The 16001-nt window shown below is 60.5% G+C and carries 15 protein-coding genes; 13 read left to right on the top strand and 2 right to left on the bottom strand.

Going from position 1 to position 16001, the window contains the following annotated elements:
- The first annotated feature begins 215 nt into the window (after nt 1-215).
- The 6 genes from KO492_RS12225 to KO492_RS12200 all read left to right on the top strand — a co-directional run bounded on the left by KO492_RS12225 (nt 216) and on the right by KO492_RS12200 (nt 7816).
- Nucleotides 216-1712, top strand: a complete 1497-nt coding sequence (locus tag KO492_RS12225; protein WP_216045223.1) for a LysM peptidoglycan-binding domain-containing protein — start codon at nt 216-218, stop codon at nt 1710-1712.
- A 123-nt stretch (nt 1713-1835) separates the two neighbouring features.
- Nucleotides 1836-3701 (top strand): ABCB family ABC transporter ATP-binding protein/permease, encoded by a 1866-nt coding sequence (locus tag KO492_RS12220; protein ID WP_216045222.1) that lies wholly within the window; start codon nt 1836-1838, stop codon nt 3699-3701.
- A gap of 107 nt (nt 3702-3808) precedes the next feature.
- Nucleotides 3809-5206, top strand: coding sequence for a cryptochrome/photolyase family protein (locus KO492_RS12215; protein WP_216045221.1), 1398 nt, complete (start codon nt 3809-3811; stop codon nt 5204-5206).
- A 61-nt stretch (nt 5207-5267) separates the two neighbouring features.
- Nucleotides 5268-6509: an SAM-dependent methyltransferase gene (locus KO492_RS12210; protein WP_216045220.1), complete on the top strand. Its 1242-nt coding sequence runs from the start codon at nt 5268-5270 to the stop codon at nt 6507-6509.
- Nucleotides 6510-6512: 3 nt separating this feature from the next.
- Entirely contained in the window at nt 6513-6953 is a 441-nt protein-coding gene (locus KO492_RS12205; protein ID WP_216045219.1) for a TrgA family protein, read from the top strand.
- The gene (locus tag KO492_RS12200) at nt 6944-7816 is read left to right on the top strand and encodes an NUDIX domain-containing protein (protein ID WP_216045218.1); all 873 of its coding nucleotides are present in this window, start codon (nt 6944-6946) and stop codon (nt 7814-7816) included. The genes KO492_RS12205 and KO492_RS12200 overlap by 10 nt, the downstream gene beginning before the upstream one ends.
- A 24-nt stretch (nt 7817-7840) precedes the next feature.
- Here KO492_RS12200 and KO492_RS12195 read toward each other — a convergent pair whose 3' ends face one another.
- Both KO492_RS12195 and cobA read right to left on the bottom strand, forming a co-directional pair.
- Nucleotides 7841-9067 carry an MFS transporter gene (locus tag KO492_RS12195; RefSeq protein WP_216045217.1) on the bottom strand — a complete coding sequence of 409 codons (1227 nt, stop codon included), beginning with the start codon at nt 9065-9067 and terminating at the stop codon, nt 7841-7843.
- 183 nt (nt 9068-9250) lie between these two features.
- A complete protein-coding gene (gene cobA, locus KO492_RS12190; RefSeq protein WP_216045216.1) occupies nt 9251-10105 on the bottom strand; it encodes a uroporphyrinogen-III C-methyltransferase in 855 nt (284 codons plus the stop codon).
- A 224-nt stretch (nt 10106-10329) separates the two neighbouring features.
- On the opposite strand from cobA, the gene KO492_RS12185 reads away from it, so the two are divergent.
- From KO492_RS12185 to pgl, 7 genes are all read left to right on the top strand, one after another.
- On the top strand, nt 10330-11064 hold the full coding sequence (locus tag KO492_RS12185) for a precorrin-6A/cobalt-precorrin-6A reductase (RefSeq protein ID WP_216045215.1): 735 nt from the start codon (nt 10330-10332) through the stop codon (nt 11062-11064).
- Nucleotides 11064-11687: a DNA-3-methyladenine glycosylase family protein gene (locus KO492_RS12180; RefSeq protein ID WP_252735513.1), complete on the top strand. Its 624-nt coding sequence runs from the start codon at nt 11064-11066 to the stop codon at nt 11685-11687. Before KO492_RS12185 ends, KO492_RS12180 begins: the two co-directional genes overlap by 1 nt.
- Before the next feature lie 3 nt (nt 11688-11690).
- A complete protein-coding gene (locus KO492_RS12175; protein WP_216045213.1) occupies nt 11691-12359 on the top strand; it encodes an alpha/beta hydrolase in 669 nt (222 codons plus the stop codon).
- 131 nt (nt 12360-12490) lie between these two features.
- Nucleotides 12491-12625, top strand: coding sequence for a hypothetical protein (locus KO492_RS18800; protein WP_289847584.1), 135 nt, complete (start codon nt 12491-12493; stop codon nt 12623-12625).
- A 349-nt stretch (nt 12626-12974) separates the two neighbouring features.
- On the top strand, nt 12975-13559 hold the full coding sequence (locus KO492_RS12170; protein WP_216045212.1) for an HNH endonuclease: 585 nt from the start codon (nt 12975-12977) through the stop codon (nt 13557-13559).
- A 255-nt stretch (nt 13560-13814) separates the two neighbouring features.
- Entirely contained in the window at nt 13815-15269 is a 1455-nt protein-coding gene (gene zwf, locus KO492_RS12165) for a glucose-6-phosphate dehydrogenase (protein WP_216045211.1), read from the top strand.
- Nucleotides 15266-15937, top strand: coding sequence for a 6-phosphogluconolactonase (gene pgl, locus KO492_RS12160; RefSeq protein ID WP_216045210.1), 672 nt, complete (start codon nt 15266-15268; stop codon nt 15935-15937). Before zwf ends, pgl begins: the two co-directional genes overlap by 4 nt.
- Nucleotides 15938-16001: the final 64 nt, after the last annotated feature.

Genomic DNA, 16001 nt, shown 5'->3' with positions numbered 1-16001 from the left:
TCTCAAAAAAGGAAGTCTTTGACCCGTGTTAGACCCCTTGCTAAAGGTTTTTGCAATGAACTTGAAACACAAGTTGATTGGAAAAGGCAGTCTTCCACGCAGGTTGCGCGGATTTTGCGTAAATCCGGCTTTCCGACCGGAGGCAAAAGGCTTTAGGCTGTCGTAACCCTTCACCGCTGCCGGTTTGAAGAAGGGGAATGGGGATGGGACGGGAAATGTCGAAAACAAATGCATGGATGATGCCTGCCGCCGGTGTCGGCGCGGCTGTGATTGTCGTCGCGATCGGGGCGACGCTCTATCTCGCCCGACCGCTCCCGTCACCTCAGCAGTCTCAACAGGATGAGTCGGCTCAGACGGCTCATCAGGCTACACAACAAGCCGCGCAACAGACCGCTCCAGAGGCGAGCGAGCCCAGCGCCGCAGCAGCCCCGAAGCTCAGCGCCCCGGCGGCCAGCCCCTCTGAAGAAAGTGCTCCGGAGACCCGTGCCGCACAGATGGTTCCGGCCTTTGATCTCGTCCGCATCCCGCCCGCAGGGATCGCCACCGTGGCCGGACGCGCCGAACCGGGGGCGCGCGTCAGCATCCTGATCGACGGGGAAGAAGTCACACAGGCAGAAGTCTCCGCCCGTGGCGAATTTGTCGCCCTGTTCGACTTGCCCGCCTCGGATGCGCCGCGCGAAATGCAACTGCTGTCCCGTTTAGGTAGCGAGGAAAGCGCCAGTGCGCAGGCTATTCTCATCTCTCCAGCAACAACCGGTCTCGGGGTTGATCCGCTGCGCCCCGATGCGGTGCTTGGGGCAAGAGACGGGGCAGGCAACGACGTGCCATTGAGGCCAGAGCATGGCGCAGAGACGGACGGTCTGGCCGGAACAAACATGGGGGCAGGTGTCGGGGCCAGCATCGCGGAACAGGTGCTCTCCGGACAGACGCCGGATATTTTGGACGCGCTTGATACGCCTCAGGGGACCACTCCGGCAGATACCGCACCAAGTGAAGCGCAGGACGGTGCCACACAGCCCGACATCACGCTGAATGTCGAGACACTGAATGTTGAAACAGACACACCCAGCGCGCCGAAGACCCCGAACGCAGCCGCCGCACCCACGGTGCTCATGGCCGATGACGAGGGCGTCAAAGTGCTGCAACAGGCGGGCACGGGGCCGACCGATCTGCGTATTGATGCCATCAGCTACGATCCCGAGGGCCGCGTCTTTGTCTCCGGCCGTGCCAGCCCAGAGGCCGCGCTTTTGATCTATCTCGACGGCGGCTTTGTGACCAAGGCCGTTGCAGGGACAGACGGGCAGTGGCGTCAGGAACTCCCGAACATCAACGCCGGACGCTATCAACTGCGCGTCGATCTGGTCGATGCGGGGGGTGAGGTGCTGTCGCGGGTCGAAAGCCCCTTCCTGCGCGAAGATCGCGCCAAACTGGCACAGATCGCGCAAGGGGATGCAGGCGCAACACAGCAAGACGCCATGACATCGCAGGAGACTGCCGCCACGCCCGACACAGCGGGTCAGGAAGAGGCCTCTGAGGCGGCGCAAAGCCGGATTGCCTCGGTTACGGTCCAACCCGGCAATACGCTTTGGGGCATTGCCTCCGAACGCTATGGCGACGGGTTGCTCTATGTGCGCCTGTTTGATGCCAATCGCGCGCAAATCCGCGACCCTGACCTGATCTATCCGGGGCAGATTTTTCAACTGCCGGAGTGAGCGCGAGGGTGATCCTCTGAGCAGGTTCAAGCGCGCCGCTGCACATGCTCCTGTGCGGCCTCTGCGCTTGTCTTCACCGGCGGTTTGCGCGACTGTGCGGCCCTGTTAACAAGAGAGCCACACATGCCACGTCCGCCACAGATCATCTCCGACAAAGGCCCCAAGGATTCATGGGCCGTGATCCGCGCAACCGTTCCCTATTTCTGGCCCGAAGGCGACTGGACCACCAAACGCCGTGTGCTTTTCGTGCTGGTGTTCCTGCTGGCCTCGAAACTCGTCACCGTCATCACGCCGATGTTCTACAAGGCCGCCGTGGATGCGCTCACCAAGGGCGAAAGCTCCTCTCAGGCATGGATGCTGGCGCTTGGCGCGGTGTCTCTGACCGTGGCCTATGGCATGTCGCGGATTATGGCTAACGGGTTCAACCAGCTGCGCGACATTCTCTTTGCGCCCGTATCACAGGCGGCGCTGCGCAAACTGGCGCTGGAGGTGTTTACCCATATCCACCACCTGTCGCTGCGCTATCACATCTCGCGCAAGACCGGCGGGCTGTCGCGGGTGGTCGAACGCGGGGTCAAGGCGATTGCCTTTCTCCTGCGTGTTCTGGTGTTCAACCTCGGTGCGCTGGCGGTGGAACTGACGCTGATTTTCTCCGTTCTGGCGGTGTCCTTCGGGCCCTCTTTTGGCCTCGTGGTGATGACCACCATCGCGCTCTATGTGCTGTTCACCATGAAGGTCACGGCATGGCGCATGAAGATCGCCCGCGACATGAACAAACAGGACACGGAGGCCAACCAGAAGGCGGTGGACAGTCTTCTGAACTTTGAAACCGTCAAATATTTCAACGCCGAAAAACGCGAGGCGGCGCGGTATGATGCCTCTATGGCGCGGTATGAAAAAGCCGCCGTGCGCACCACCACCTCTATGGGATTTCTCAATTTCGGGCAGGCGGTGATCCTCAATCTCGGGATCATCACCGTCATGGTTCTGGCCGCCCTTGAGGTTCAGCGCGGCACCATGAGCGTGGGCGATTTCGTCATGGTCAACGCCTATATGATCCAGCTCCAGATGCCGCTCAACATTCTGGGCTTTGTCTTCCGCGATGTGCGTCAGAGCCTTGTGGATATGGAAGACATGCTCGACCTTCTGCACCAGCCTCCGGAGATCACCGACAAGCCCGGCGCGCCGGATCTTGTGGTGCGCGAAGGGGTGGTGCGACTTGATCATGTCGATTTCGGCTATAGCCCCGACCGTCAGATTCTGCGCGATGTCTCGATCGAGGTTCCCGCCGGTCATTCGCTGGCTATTGTCGGCCATACCGGCTCCGGAAAATCCACCATCGGGCGGCTGTTGTTCCGCTTCTACGATGTCGGCGCGGGCAGCCTGAGCATCGACGGGCAGGACATCCGTGACGTGACGCAGGAAAGCCTGCACGCCGCCATCGGTGTGGTGCCGCAGGACACGGTGCTGTTCAACGACACGATCCGCTACAACATCGCCTATGGCCGCGACGGGGCAACGCAGGCGGAGATCGAAGCCGCCGCCGAGAAAGCCCAGATTCACGAGTTCATCACATCGCTGCCGGACGGCTATGACACGCAGGTGGGCGAGCGCGGCTTGAAACTCTCCGGCGGGGAGAAACAGCGTGTCGGCATCGCCCGCACCCTGCTCAAAGACCCGCCGATCCTGCTTTTGGACGAGGCCACATCGGCGCTGGACACCAAGACAGAGCAAAGCATTCTCGGCGCGCTGAAACTGGCGGGCGAGGGGCGCACGGTCATCACCATCGCGCACCGCCTGTCCACCATTTCCGACAGTGACGAGATCGTTGTGCTGGATGCCGGACGGGTGCTTGAACGCGGCACCCATGAGGCGCTTTTGAAATCCGGCGGACATTATGCGTCCATGTGGGCCGCACAGGCCGAAGATCAGGATACAGCACATGACGCGGGCCAGACGGCGGCGCAGGGGGACAAGGGCGTGGCGTGACGCTCTGGCCACCCCGTTGTCTCTTGTCGCCCCGTTTTCAATTCTGATGTAGTGAATGTGATCCACCGGAGCGCGTCCTGCGTATCCTGCGCAAAGACGGAGGCAACATGGTTTCTATTTGGTGGATCAGGCGCGATTTCAGGCTGGGCGACAATCCGGCTCTGCTGGCGGCGGTCAAGGCGGGGCAGGTGCTGCCCGTTTTCATCCGCGACGCGCAACTGGACGCGCTGGGGGCCGCACCGAAATGGCGTCTGGGGCTCGGGCTGGACCATCTGATCCGGCGCATCGAAGAGCTGGGCGGGCAGGTGGTGCTGCGTCAGGGCAGGGCGGCGGACGAACTCCTGCGCCTCGTCAAAGAGACCGGCGCGACAGGGGTGTTCTGGAACCGGCTCTATGACAAGGCCGCCATCGCCCGCGATACCGAGGTCAAAACCACGCTCACCGAGGCGGGCGTCACCGCGCAGTCTTCCAACGCCCATCTTCTGTTTGAACCGTGGACGGTCTCGACCAAAGCCGGCGGATATTACAAGGTCTATTCGCCCTATTGGAAAGCCGTGCGCGCCCATCCCGTGCCCGATCCGCTGCCCGTGCCCGATCCCTATTGGGCCGAGACACGGCTTGATAGTGCAAAGCTGGAAGACTGGCACTTGGGCGCGGACATGTGGCGTGGGGCGGAGGTTGTTCTGCCCCATTGTCACATCGGGGAAAAGCGGGCTTTGACCCGTCTGGACGATTTCCTGCAGGATCATGTCCAGAGCTATAAGGCGCGGCGCGACTTTCCGGCGGAACCGGTCTGTTCAGGCCTCTCCGAAAACCTGACCTATGGCGAAATCTCGCCACGCACCGTCTGGTTCGCCGGTTGGCACGCGCTGGAGGAAGGCGCACAGGGCGCGGAACATTTCCTCAAGGAACTGGTCTGGCGCGAGTTTGCCTATCATCTGCTCTATCACGAACCCGACCTGCCGGAGGAGAACCACCGCGAAGGCTGGGACCGATTTCCGTGGCGGGCGGAGAATGCCGATGCCGAGAACTGGCGGCGCGGGCGCACAGGGGTGCGCTTTGTCGATGCGGCCATGCGCGAACTCTATGTCACCGGCGTGATGCACAACCGTGCGCGGATGATCGTGGCCTCTTACCTCACCAAACACCTGCTCACCGACTGGCGGGTGGGGCGCAAGTGGTTTGAAGACTGCCTGATCGACTGGGATCCGGCCTCCAATGCAATGGGCTGGCAATGGGTGGCAGGCTGCGGGCCGGATGCGGCGCCCTATTTCCGGATTTTCAATCCTGACGGGCAGGCCGTGAAATTCGACCGCGACGGTGAATATCAACGGCGTTGGATTGCCGAGGGGCAGGAGGCTCCCCCCCCAACTGCGCTGTCCTTTTTCGATGCCGTACCACGCGCTTGGGGGCTTTCTGCGGATCAGCCCTATCCCGCACCGGACCAAACGCTTAAAGCCGGACGGGAGCGCGCTTTGGAGGTCTATAGCCGATTGAAGGGGTGACGGATCCGGATTTTGCGCTAAACTGTTTGTGGAAAAGGAGTTTGCAAGCAGGGGTGTGACCATGCACGACAGCAGCAACCATCCGCGCGAGACCGTCCTCACCAGCACAGAGGGCCAGAGCGATCTGCCGCGCTATTTCAGCAATGTCTTCGCGGTGGCGCAGGAGATGGCCCGTGGCCAGCTTGACTTTGCCTTGCCTGACGGGCGGGTGTTTCGCGCCAGCGGACAACATCCCGGCCCCGTGGCGCGGCTCGACATCCATAGTGACGACGTCTTCGCCCGCCTGATCCGCGAGGGCGATCTGGGCTTTTGCGAGGATTACCTTGATGAAGGCTGGTCCACGCCCGATCTCATGAGTTTCATGGACCTGCTGCACGCGGGTAATGACGATCTCTATGACGGGTTTCCGGGTATGGCTTTTGTGCGGGCCTATGAACGGATGCGCCACTGGATGCACTCCAACACCAAACGTCAGGCGAAAAAGAACATTTCCTATCACTATGATCTGGGCAATGATTTTTATGCGCTCTGGCTCGACGAGACGATGACCTATTCCTCGGCGCTTTTCGAGACAGGGCAGGAAACGCTGGCTGAGGCGCAGCGGGCGAAATACAAAAGCATGGTGGACCAGATGGGCGTCTCGGCGGGCGACCATGTTCTGGAAATCGGCTGCGGCTGGGGCGGGTTTGCCGAATATGCCGCAGGCGAGCGCGGCCTCAAGGTCACCGGCCTGACCATTTCCGAGGAACAGTTCAAATTCGCCTCCGAGCGTATCGAGAAGGCGGGCCTGTCCGATCGCGTCACGCTCAAATTGCAGGACTACCGCGACGAGCGCGGGGTCTATGACGGGATCGCCTCCATCGAGATGTTCGAAGCGGTGGGGGAGAAATACTGGCCGGTCTATTTCGGCAAGATCCGCGACTGCCTCGCCCCTGAGGGACGCGCCACGCTCCAGATCATCACGCTTCAGGACCGGCGCTACGAGACCTACCGCAAATCGGTGGATTTCATCCAGAAATACATCTTCCCCGGTGGCATGTTGCCCAGCCCCACGGTTCTGCGCGAGGAGATCAGCAAGGCGGGGCTGGAAACAGAGAAAAGCATCGAATTCGGTGAAAGCTATTCGATCACGCTCAGGCGCTGGTATGACACGTTTAACGCGAAATGGGATGAGGTTGCCGCCCTCGGTTTTGACGGGCGCTTCCGGCGGATGTGGAATTTTTATCTCGCCTCTTGCGCTGCGACGTTCCACGGTGGAAACTGCGACGTAACACAGATCACAATATCCCATCCGAGCAGGTAACATATGCCCACCGCTGCAAAACTCGTAGCCGCCTTCTGGTTTGCCCTTCTGGCGTGGTTCGCCGCCGAACTGACGAAAAACTATGTGCCAGAGGGCACGCAGTTCGGCATCATGTCCCTCATTGCAGCCGGTTTCGGGTTTCTGACCGGCTGGGTCTTTCTGGGCCGGCGTGCAGGCGACACGATGGCCGCGGCCTATAGCTACGGCTTTTCCTCTTCGGTAATCCTGACCTTCTGGTCGGTGTTCTATTTTGCCTTCGAGACCATGATCCACCGCTCGCTCGACCGGCGCTATCGCGGGCCGACCGAGGCGGTGCTGGGGGTTTTCGATCTGATGCGCGATTATTTCCTCTATGTGTTCAAACCCGATGTTCTGTTCATTCTCATCATTGGCGGCTTCTTCGGTGGCTGGATCACGGAAAAGGCGGCACGCAAATGGTCCTGAGCGATCCGTTTTCCCCGCTGGGCCAGCAGTATTCCCCCGACCAGATCGCCTTTCTGCGTGCGGTGATTGCGGGCGACGAGCCTTTTCTGACACCGGAATTTGTCGCCGCCGCCGCACAGGAAGTTGCGCTCTATCACGGCAATCGCAGCGTCGAGGAGCTTCGCCCCCTACGCCCGATGATCTTCACCCGCGCATGGGCGAGCCTCAATGCCGCCCGCACCACACGCCCGCGCGCCCCTGACCGAGTGGACATGGCCCGCAAGGATGTCACCAGCCTGCGGCGGGAGATTCCCTACAGCTATTTCTTCGCCGTGGATGACAGCACCATCCGTCACCGCCAGTTCGACGGGGACACATCACAGGAAATGACCCGCGCCGCCTTTCTCATGGCCGATGCGGTCACGGTCCTTCCTTATGATCCGCAGCGCGACAGGGTGCTGGTGATCGAACAGTTCCGCTTCGGCCCCTATGCGCGCGGTGATGCGCGCCCTTGGATGCTCGAACCCATCGCGGGCCGCGTGGATGCGGGCGAGGGGACCGAGGCCACCGCCCGCCGTGAAGGCGAGGAAGAGGCCGGTGTCAAAATCGGTGCGCTGCACAAGGTCGCGGAATATTACCCCTCGTCGGGCGCGATCACCGAATATGTCACCTCCTATATCGGCATTTGCGACCTGCCGGACGGGATCACCCAGACCGACGGCGGGCTGGAGGAAGAGCATGAGGACATCGCCTCCTATCTGCTCTCCTATGACCGTCTGATGGAGATGTGTGATGCGGGCCAGCTCGATGTCGGCCCGCTCTACCTCTCCGCGCTTTGGCTGTCACGCCACAGGGACCGGATCAAACGCGAGGCGGGGCTCTAAGAGACGGGAGGCGGGTTGATAGCCTCAGGCCTTCTCCCGCGCCTGCATCCACAGCCAGATCAACGCCCCACCAGCCAGCGTCAAAAACGGCACCATCGCAAGGTTCACCGCCGCCCAGCCGTCCTGCGCCGAGCCGCCCGAACAGTTCATCAAGCCCCCGGAGGCCAATGACGCCACAGTCACGCCGCCGAAGACGATGAGATCGTTCATGCCCTGAACCCGCCCGCGCTCGGACGGCTCATGGGCCGAGGACAGCATGGCCGTCGCACCGATAAAGCCGAAGTTCCAGCCGATGCCCAAAAGCACCAGCGCGATGAAGAAATTCTCAAGCTCCACGCCGACCATCCCGACAATGCCCGCCAGACCGAGGATCACCAGACCCGTCGCAATGATCTTTTCCACCCCGAATTTCGAGATCAGGAAACCGGTAAAGAAAGACGGGATGAACATCGCCAGAACGTGGGCCGAGACCACATCCGCCGCCGTGTTCTGTTCAAAACCGCAGCCCACAACCGCCAGAGGCGTCGAGGTCATAACAAGGTTCATCAGCGCATAGGACACCATCCCCACAATGATCGCCACGGCGACACGCGGGGTTTTCAAAAGCTCCATGCGCGACCGCCCGAGCCGGTGTGCATGGGTCGAGACAGGCGGTTTCGGAATGTCGAGAAACAGGAACAGGAACGAGCCCACAAGGTTGATCCCGATCACCGTGAGATAGGTGCCCAGAAAGGGCACAACCATCGCCTGAGAGGTGACTTTCACCAGTTGCGGCCCGATGATGGCGGAGGCCAGCCCACCCGCCAGAACATAGGAAATCGCCTTGGGCTTGAAGGCGTCATCCGCCGTGTCGGTGGCCGCAAAGCGGAAGAAGCCTTGCGAGGATTGATAGACACCGGTGAACAACCCGCCGAGCACAAAGAGCCAGAAATTCTGATGCAAAAGCGCGAAGGCCCCGACACCGGCCCCGATCGCACCGGAGCTTGTCCCGATCCAGAACCCCACACGCCGCCCGAACCGCTGCATCGCCGCCGAAAGCGGTGTGGCGGCCAGCATGGAGCCCAGCACAATGGCGGATATCGGCAGGGTGGCAAAACACAGGTTCGCCGCCAGAGACTGCCCCGCCAGCCCCGCGATGGTAAAGATCATCGACATCTGCGCGCCGAGAAAGGCCTGCGCCAGCACGAGAATAATCACATTGCGGCGGGCTTTGCGGGTGTCCGGCGTGTCCTTGAGGGGAATATCGGTCATCTGGCTCTCGTGCGGGAATTTGAATATGTTGCGTTAGCGTTTAACGCCCCGCACAGGCTCTGAGAACCCGCGTTCTTCATGGGCGGCTGTGCAAAAACGTCCCATCTGCGGATGGTGCTTGTGACAAACCTGCCGCAGGGGGCACAGATCACACCAGCCAAACCGGAAAAACGGGCAGGGCGTTCAGCCCTCTTGTGCCGGTTTGCCGCGCTTGAGGGGATCAAGGTCGCGGGGTGCCTCGCCGCGCATCAATGCCTGCCAGTCGAGAACCTGCCGCATCAATACTGCACGCCCGACACAGATGATCGCTGGCGGGGCCATATCTGCCGCGTCAATATCAACGACCATATCGCCCAGCGTGGTCTCCAGCACCTTCTGATCCGGCGTGGTCGCCTGTGAGACCACCGCCACGGGCTCGTCCTCGGGCCGTCCGGCGGAAAGCAGACCTTTGCGGATCGTCGCCGCGTGTTTCATCCCCATGTAGATCACCAGCACACCACAGGCGCGGCTCATCGCGGCCCAGTCCACCTGCGTCGGCCCGCCGGTCTTGTCGTGGCCAGTGACAAAGGTCACGGCCTGATTCACATCGCGGTGGGTGACGGGAATTCCCGCATAGGCCAGCCCGCCGATCCCCGCCGAAATGCCGGGGATGATCCGCACCGGCACGCCATGCTGGATCAGAGTTTGCGCCTCTTCTCCGCCACGGCCAAAGACGAAAGGATCGCCGCCCTTGAGCCGCAACACCCGCTTTCCGGCCTGCGCCAGTTCCACCAGTTGCAGCGAAATATCCGCCTGTTTGGCCGAGGGTTTGCCACCACGTTTTCCGGCATAGACAAGCTCGGTCTCAGGCCCTGCCCAAGCCAGAATGTCTTTGGAGACCAGAGCGTCATAGACGACCACATCGGCCTCTTTGAGCGCATGAATGGCATGAAGTGTCATCAGCCCCGGATCACCGGGACCGGCTCCGCAGAGCCAGACCCAACCGGGTTCCAGAGCAGGCCATGAGCCGGAGGGGAGGGTAAGTGTCGATTCTGTCATTGTGTCTTTATGGCGCAGTGTCCCTGTTCGGGGAAGTCGCTTTGTCGCGGGAGTGTCGCCTATGAGTTGATCTGTGAGTTGACCTGTAAGTTTGCCAGCAGGTTGTGCACGTCACCCGCCATAGGGTGATTTTCGCAATCTCCGGCAGGCTTCTGCATTCAGGGGGCTGACATTTGTCCGGCGGTTGCGCAGAAAGGGACAGGCAAGGCAACAGGACGAGACGGATGATTTTACTTCTGGGCGGCACACGCGAGGCGCGCAATCTGGCGCAACATATGGCCGAGGCGGGGGTGCGATTCCTCGTCGGGGATCTGGCTTTGCCATCAGGCGGTCAATCTGTCGAAGCATCGGTCGAGCCACAGGTCGAACAAAGTGCCATACACATGTCCGACGCAATGCAGACGCGTATCATACCCGATTCCGAGGCGCTTTTGGCGCTGTTCGAGGGGTCCGATAGCGGTGCGGACATCACCGCCGTGATCGACGCAGGCCCCGCTTTCGACAGCCGCACCGCTCCCTGTGTCGCCCTGTGCCAGAGCCGGAATCTGCCCTATCTGCGCTATGAACGGGCAGGGCTGCGCTCCCAGCCCGGAGATGCCTGGCATCACGTCAAAGGATTGGAATTCTTGGCGGATTTGATCCCCGTGGGCGCGCGGGTTCTGTGTGAAGCAGGGCCGGTTGCGGTCCAAATCGAAACCCTGTTGCAAGGGCGCTGCGTGACCATTGTACCTGCGATTTCGTCGGCGCAAATCGTCCCCACGGGGACTGACGCGCCCGACTGGCTCGTTGTTTTGCGCGCCACGGCGCAACGCCAATGCCTCGACACCGCCCGCCACACCGGCCTGCAAGTCGCCATGCTCTCCGCCCCCGTTGATGGCTCTGTGGAGCGGCGCGAACATCTTCTGGACGCTCTGGAATGGGCCGAGGCACAGGCGATGGCCTCTGGCGAGGTGATCTGATGCGGATCATTGCCAGCGCGGAGGATGTGGCCGAAGGCGCCGCGCATCTGGCACGGATCGAGCCACGCTTCGCCCATGCACTGCAACAGACCGGCCCCTTGCCCCTGCGCCGCCGCAAGGACGGGTTCGAGGAACTTCTGGCCGCCATCGTCAGCCAGCAAATCTCGGTCGCGGCGGCCAACGGCATCTGGCGGCGGATGAAAACGGCCAAACTCACCGGCCCGCGCAAGGTGCTCTGGGCCAGCGAGGATGAGTTACGCGCCTGCGGTCTGTCGCGGCAGAAAGTGCGCTATGCCAAAGCTTTGGCCGAGGCGCGTATCGACTTCAAGGCCCTGCGCAGCGCCCCGACCGAAGACGTCATCGGCATCCTGACCGAAGTGCCGGGCATCGGGGTCTGGACGGCGGAAATCTACGCCATGTTCTCGCTGGGCCATGCCGATGTCATCGCCTCAGGCGATCTGGCCTTGCAGGAGGCCGCGCGGATGTTGTTTGATCTGCCCGAACGCCCCAAAGAGCGTGCGCTGCGGCAGATGGCCGAGGACTGGTCGCCGTGGAGATCGGTTGCGGCACGCGCGCTTTGGGCCTACTACCGAGTTGAAAAGCAACGCGAAGGGGTGCGCTGAACCATGGCCAATCTGACCAACCATTCCAAAGACAGCCTGACGGGCCGCGCAGGTTCCGCCGTTATTTTCCTGCATGGCTACGGCGCTGACGGCAACGACCTTCTGGGGCTGGCGGATCCCTTGAGCGAGCATATGCCCGACACGATGTTCTTTGCGCCCGATGCGCCCGAACGTTGCACCGGCAATCCGATGGGCTACCAATGGTTCCCGATCCCGTGGATCGACGGCTCCAGCGAGGAAGAAAGCCGCGCGGGCATGATGCGGGCGGTGGATGAGTTGAACGACTATCTCGACACGATCATGGTCGATTACGGTTTCGAGGCCGACCAGATCGCGCTTCTGGGCTTTTCACAAGGCACGATGATGTCGCTCCATGTCGCTCCGCGCCGCGAAGAGCCCTTTGCCTGTGTGGTAGGGTTCTCCGGTCGCCTTCTGGAGCCGGAAATGCTTGAAGACGAGATGCGGGTGAAAATGCCGGTGCTGTTACTGCATGGCGACGAGGATGATGTGGTGCCGCCGCAATCCCTGCCCGAAGCAGGGCAGGCATTGCAGAACGCCGGTTTCGAGACCTACGCCCATATCATGCGCGGCACAGCGCACGGGATTTCGCCTGACGGGCTGGAAGTCGCGCTTGCTTTCCTGCGTAAAAACCTCGGCTACGAGAAAAGCTGACGTAACGGAATAAGGCGGAAATCCGCAAAAATCCGGCCTTTGCGCGCTTTTTCTCTCAGCCGCGCGCGATGGCCCTTGACCCTCAAGGTTCGAGTGTTACCTATTTTACATATAGCTAGGAGGGCTGACCCATGGATATGATCGTGACCACTGCAATCGTTTTTGCCGCACTTGGTGTCATGGTGAGCTATGCCCTCTTCTCGGCCCCGACCGAGCAACGCCTCCCGATCCGCATCCGCACCGACAAACCGCGCCGCAAGCCCTGAGCCACGAGTTTTCAGCTGTCTTTTCGGGGTGATCAGCAGGCGGGTTTCCGTCACTTCCATCTTTAGCTAATGCGCCTTCATCGCGCCGCATCTGAAATTGCAGCGCGTATGAAATCTTGCCGCCACCTCTTGCGACCGTTTTCACGACGCACACGCAAAACGATACCCGTTTGCACAAAGATGCGTCACATGGGCGTCATGAAAATCCCGTAGAGATCAAGGCGCAGCTTTCGCATATACAGGGGCTTGTCAGACAAACCTCGCGATATATAGTGAATTTGATACTGGGGCGGGGTGGCTCCCGTCCTTGATCCGACAGATAGATCAGTGGACGGAGTGGGCACGCGAGATGATTGGTGATTTCAGGACAGAGTTTGTCAGACAACCGAGCGCCATGCGCGCGCATCCGGCCTTGGTGCTCAACGCGGATTACCGGCCCTTGTCCTATTATCCGCTCTCGCTCTGGCCATGGCAGGAAGCCATCAAGGCGGTGTTTCTCGACAGGGTGGATATTGTCGCCGAATATGACGACTATGTTCACAGTCCCAGTTGCAAGATCAGGATCCCCTCGGTCGTCGTTCTCAAAGATTATGTCAAACCTCAAAAGCGCGTGGCATTCACGCGCTTTAATTTATTTTTGCGGGACGAATTCTGCTGCCAATACTGTGGGTCGCGCGGAGAACTGACTTTTGACCATGTGATCCCGCGCGCACGCGGCGGTGTAACCTCTTGGGAGAATATCGTCGCGGCCTGCGTGCCCTGTAATCTCAAGAAAGGGTCCAAATCCCTCAAACAGGTGCGGATGAGCCTGCGTAAACCGCCCCGCGCCCCCGGCGCTGAAGAGTTGCGCAACATCGGTCGCAAATTCCCGCCGGGGCATTTGCATGAAAGCTGGATGGATTATCTCTACTGGGATGCCGAACTGGACATGTAACTGCAAGTTCCGGCTTTCTGATGGGTCAAATACTCAAGCAAAATTTTCCGTCAATCCGGCCGGTTTTCCGCTATCCGACTGCTTTTGTTCAACTCATGCCTTGAGAGGGGCGGTGAGGGTGCTAGACTTCTATTCGGCAAGCCGTTACGAAAAGACCGGTTAGCGCTAACGTAGGATAACGTTGTGCAAAAGAAACACAGATGGCTCAAAAACACAGACGGCTCAAAGCGCCGCACCGCGAAAAGGAACACAGCTATGGTGTCACGCGTCATTCCAGTCGATGATTTCGATCTGGTGATTTTTGGCGGCACGGGCGATCTGGCCCGACGCAAGATCCTTCCGGGACTCTATCGGCGGTTCTGTGCCGGTCAGATGCCGGAAACCGCCCGTATCATCGGCGCGGCCCGTTCCGAACATGACACAGAAGAATTCCGCCAACTCGTGCGCGATGCTATCCGAGAGTTTTCCACCAAAAACACCTGTGACGAGGGGCAGATCGGAGCTTTTCTGGAGCGCCTTGATTATGTGCAGGTCGATGCGCGTGGCTCGGATGGCTGGGACGCGCTCAAGGAGATGATGCGCGAGGGGGTGGTCAAAGCCTATTATTTCTCCGTCGCGCCATCGCTGTTCGGAGATATTGCCGAACGCCTGCAAAGCTACGGAATTGCGGACGAGAGCGCACGGATCGTGGTTGAAAAACCCTTTGGCCGCGATCTCGACAGTGCCAAAAAGCTCAACGCCGATCTGGCCAAACATTTCGACGAGACCCAGATTTACCGCATCGACCACTATCTCGGCAAAGAGACGGTGCAGAATCTCATGGCGGTGCGCTTTGGCAATATCCTGTTCGAGCCGCTGTGGAATTCGCAATACGTCGATCACATCCAGATCACTGTGGCCGAAACCGTCGGGGTTGGCGGGCGTGGCGAATATTACGACCGCTCCGGCGCGATGCGCGACATGGTGCAAAACCACCTGATGCAGCTTCTGTGCCTGATCGCGATGGAACCGCCGTCGCGCTTTGATCCGGATGCCGTGCGCGACGAAAAGCTGAAGGTGATCCGTGCGCTTGAGCCGGTAGACCACCACAGTATCGTGCGCGGCCAGTATGAGGCCACTGCCACGGAACCGTCCTACCGAGAGGATGCGGGCGATCCGCGCTCGACCACAGAAAGTTTCATCGCGCTGCGCTGTATGATCTCCAACTGGCGGTGGGCTGGCACGCCCTTCTTCCTGCGCACCGGCAAAAAGCTCAAGGCCCGCACTTCCGAGATTGCTGTGATGTTCAAGGACGCGCCCCATTCGATCTTTGGCGAAGAGGCCGGACGCCACGCCAATGTGCTGTCGATCCGGTTGCAACCGAATGAGGGCATGACTCTCAAGGTGACAATCAAGGAGCCGGGTCCGGGAGGGATGCGCTTGGTCGACGTGCCTTTGGATATGTCTTTTGCCGAGGCTCTTGGCGACGATGCCGAAGAGATTACAGATGCTTACGAGCGTTTGATCATGGATGTGATCCGCGGCAACCAGACGCTGTTCATGCGCGGCGACGAGGTGGAAGCGGCTTGGGCATGGACCGACCCGCTCATCGAGGGTTGGGAAAAACGTGGTGATGTGCCGAAGGCTTACGAGGCCTATTCCTCAGGCCCCGAGGAGGCCGCCATGATGTTGCACCGTGAAGGACGCCGTTGGCGGGAGATCAAGGAATGAACTTCATCGAATATCCCGATCGCGAGGTGATGTTTCTCGACCTCGCCAACAAGATCGCCGGACAGTTGCGCACCGCTCTGGACACCGAAGGGCGGGCAAGTTTCTGTGTGCCGGGCGGCACCACACCGGGGCCGGTCTTTGACACGCTCTCTGCGGTCTCGCTGGACTGGGAGCGCATCGATGTGTTGCTGAACGACGAACGTTGGGTGCCGGAAAACTCCGAACGCTCCAACACGGCGCTTCTGAAACGGCGGTTGCTGATAGGGAAGGCCGCAAATGCCCATCTTGTGCCGCTTTACCGTGATGTGCCGACGCCCGAAGAGGGCTTGGCCGACCTCATGCCCGCGATTGAGGCCACGTTGCCGCTCAATGTGCTTTTGCTCGGCATGGGCACGGATATGCATACCGCGAGCCTGTTCCCCGGCGCGGACCAGCTTGAACTGGGCCTGTCTGATGCGGCTCCGACACTTCTGGCCATGCGAGCCCCCGGTGCGCCCGAACCACGGATCACACTGTCGGCCAAGGCGCTCAAAACCGCGATTTCAACGCATATCCTGATCACGGGACCGGAGAAACGCGAGGCCCTTGAACGTGCGCAAAAACTTGACGAAATGCAGGCCCCCGTGTCTGCCTTTCTGTCACAGGCGACGGTTCACTGGGCCATGTAAGCGGCCCCGCCGATAAACCGGATGAAATTCAAGACGCATTAGCAAGTTTGTAATATATTTGCGC

It is taken from the genome of Celeribacter halophilus, from assembly GCF_018860305.1.
GTDB classification, from domain to species: domain Bacteria; phylum Pseudomonadota; class Alphaproteobacteria; order Rhodobacterales; family Rhodobacteraceae; genus Celeribacter; species Celeribacter halophilus_A.
Note: the sequence above shows the minus strand (reverse complement) of the source record. Positions and strands in the feature narration are given on the sequence as shown.

What these genes read in the sequence shown, in the direction of transcription:
- KO492_RS12225 (WP_216045223.1), top strand. Translation starts at nt 216, where the DNA reads ATGTCGAAAACAAATGCATGGATGATGCCTGCCGCCGGTGTCGGCGCG.
- KO492_RS12220 (WP_216045222.1), top strand. Translation starts at nt 1,836, where the DNA reads ATGCCACGTCCGCCACAGATCATCTCCGACAAAGGCCCCAAGGATTCA.
- KO492_RS12215 (WP_216045221.1), top strand. Translation starts at nt 3,809, where the DNA reads ATGGTTTCTATTTGGTGGATCAGGCGCGATTTCAGGCTGGGCGACAAT.
- KO492_RS12210 (WP_216045220.1), top strand. Translation starts at nt 5,268, where the DNA reads ATGCACGACAGCAGCAACCATCCGCGCGAGACCGTCCTCACCAGCACA.
- KO492_RS12205 (WP_216045219.1), top strand. Translation starts at nt 6,513, where the DNA reads ATGCCCACCGCTGCAAAACTCGTAGCCGCCTTCTGGTTTGCCCTTCTG.
- KO492_RS12200 (WP_216045218.1), top strand. Translation starts at nt 6,944, where the DNA reads ATGGTCCTGAGCGATCCGTTTTCCCCGCTGGGCCAGCAGTATTCCCCC.
- KO492_RS12195 (WP_216045217.1), bottom strand. Translation starts at nt 9,067, where the DNA reads ATGACCGATATTCCCCTCAAGGACACGCCGGACACCCGCAAAGCCCGC.
- cobA (WP_216045216.1), bottom strand. Translation starts at nt 10,105, where the DNA reads ATGACAGAATCGACACTTACCCTCCCCTCCGGCTCATGGCCTGCTCTG.
- KO492_RS12185 (WP_216045215.1), top strand. Translation starts at nt 10,330, where the DNA reads ATGATTTTACTTCTGGGCGGCACACGCGAGGCGCGCAATCTGGCGCAA.
- KO492_RS12180 (WP_252735513.1), top strand. Translation starts at nt 11,064, where the DNA reads ATGCGGATCATTGCCAGCGCGGAGGATGTGGCCGAAGGCGCCGCGCAT.
- KO492_RS12175 (WP_216045213.1), top strand. Translation starts at nt 11,691, where the DNA reads ATGGCCAATCTGACCAACCATTCCAAAGACAGCCTGACGGGCCGCGCA.
- KO492_RS18800 (WP_289847584.1), top strand. Translation starts at nt 12,491, where the DNA reads ATGGATATGATCGTGACCACTGCAATCGTTTTTGCCGCACTTGGTGTC.
- KO492_RS12170 (WP_216045212.1), top strand. Translation starts at nt 12,975, where the DNA reads ATGATTGGTGATTTCAGGACAGAGTTTGTCAGACAACCGAGCGCCATG.
- zwf (WP_216045211.1), top strand. Translation starts at nt 13,815, where the DNA reads ATGGTGTCACGCGTCATTCCAGTCGATGATTTCGATCTGGTGATTTTT.
- pgl (WP_216045210.1), top strand. Translation starts at nt 15,266, where the DNA reads ATGAACTTCATCGAATATCCCGATCGCGAGGTGATGTTTCTCGACCTC.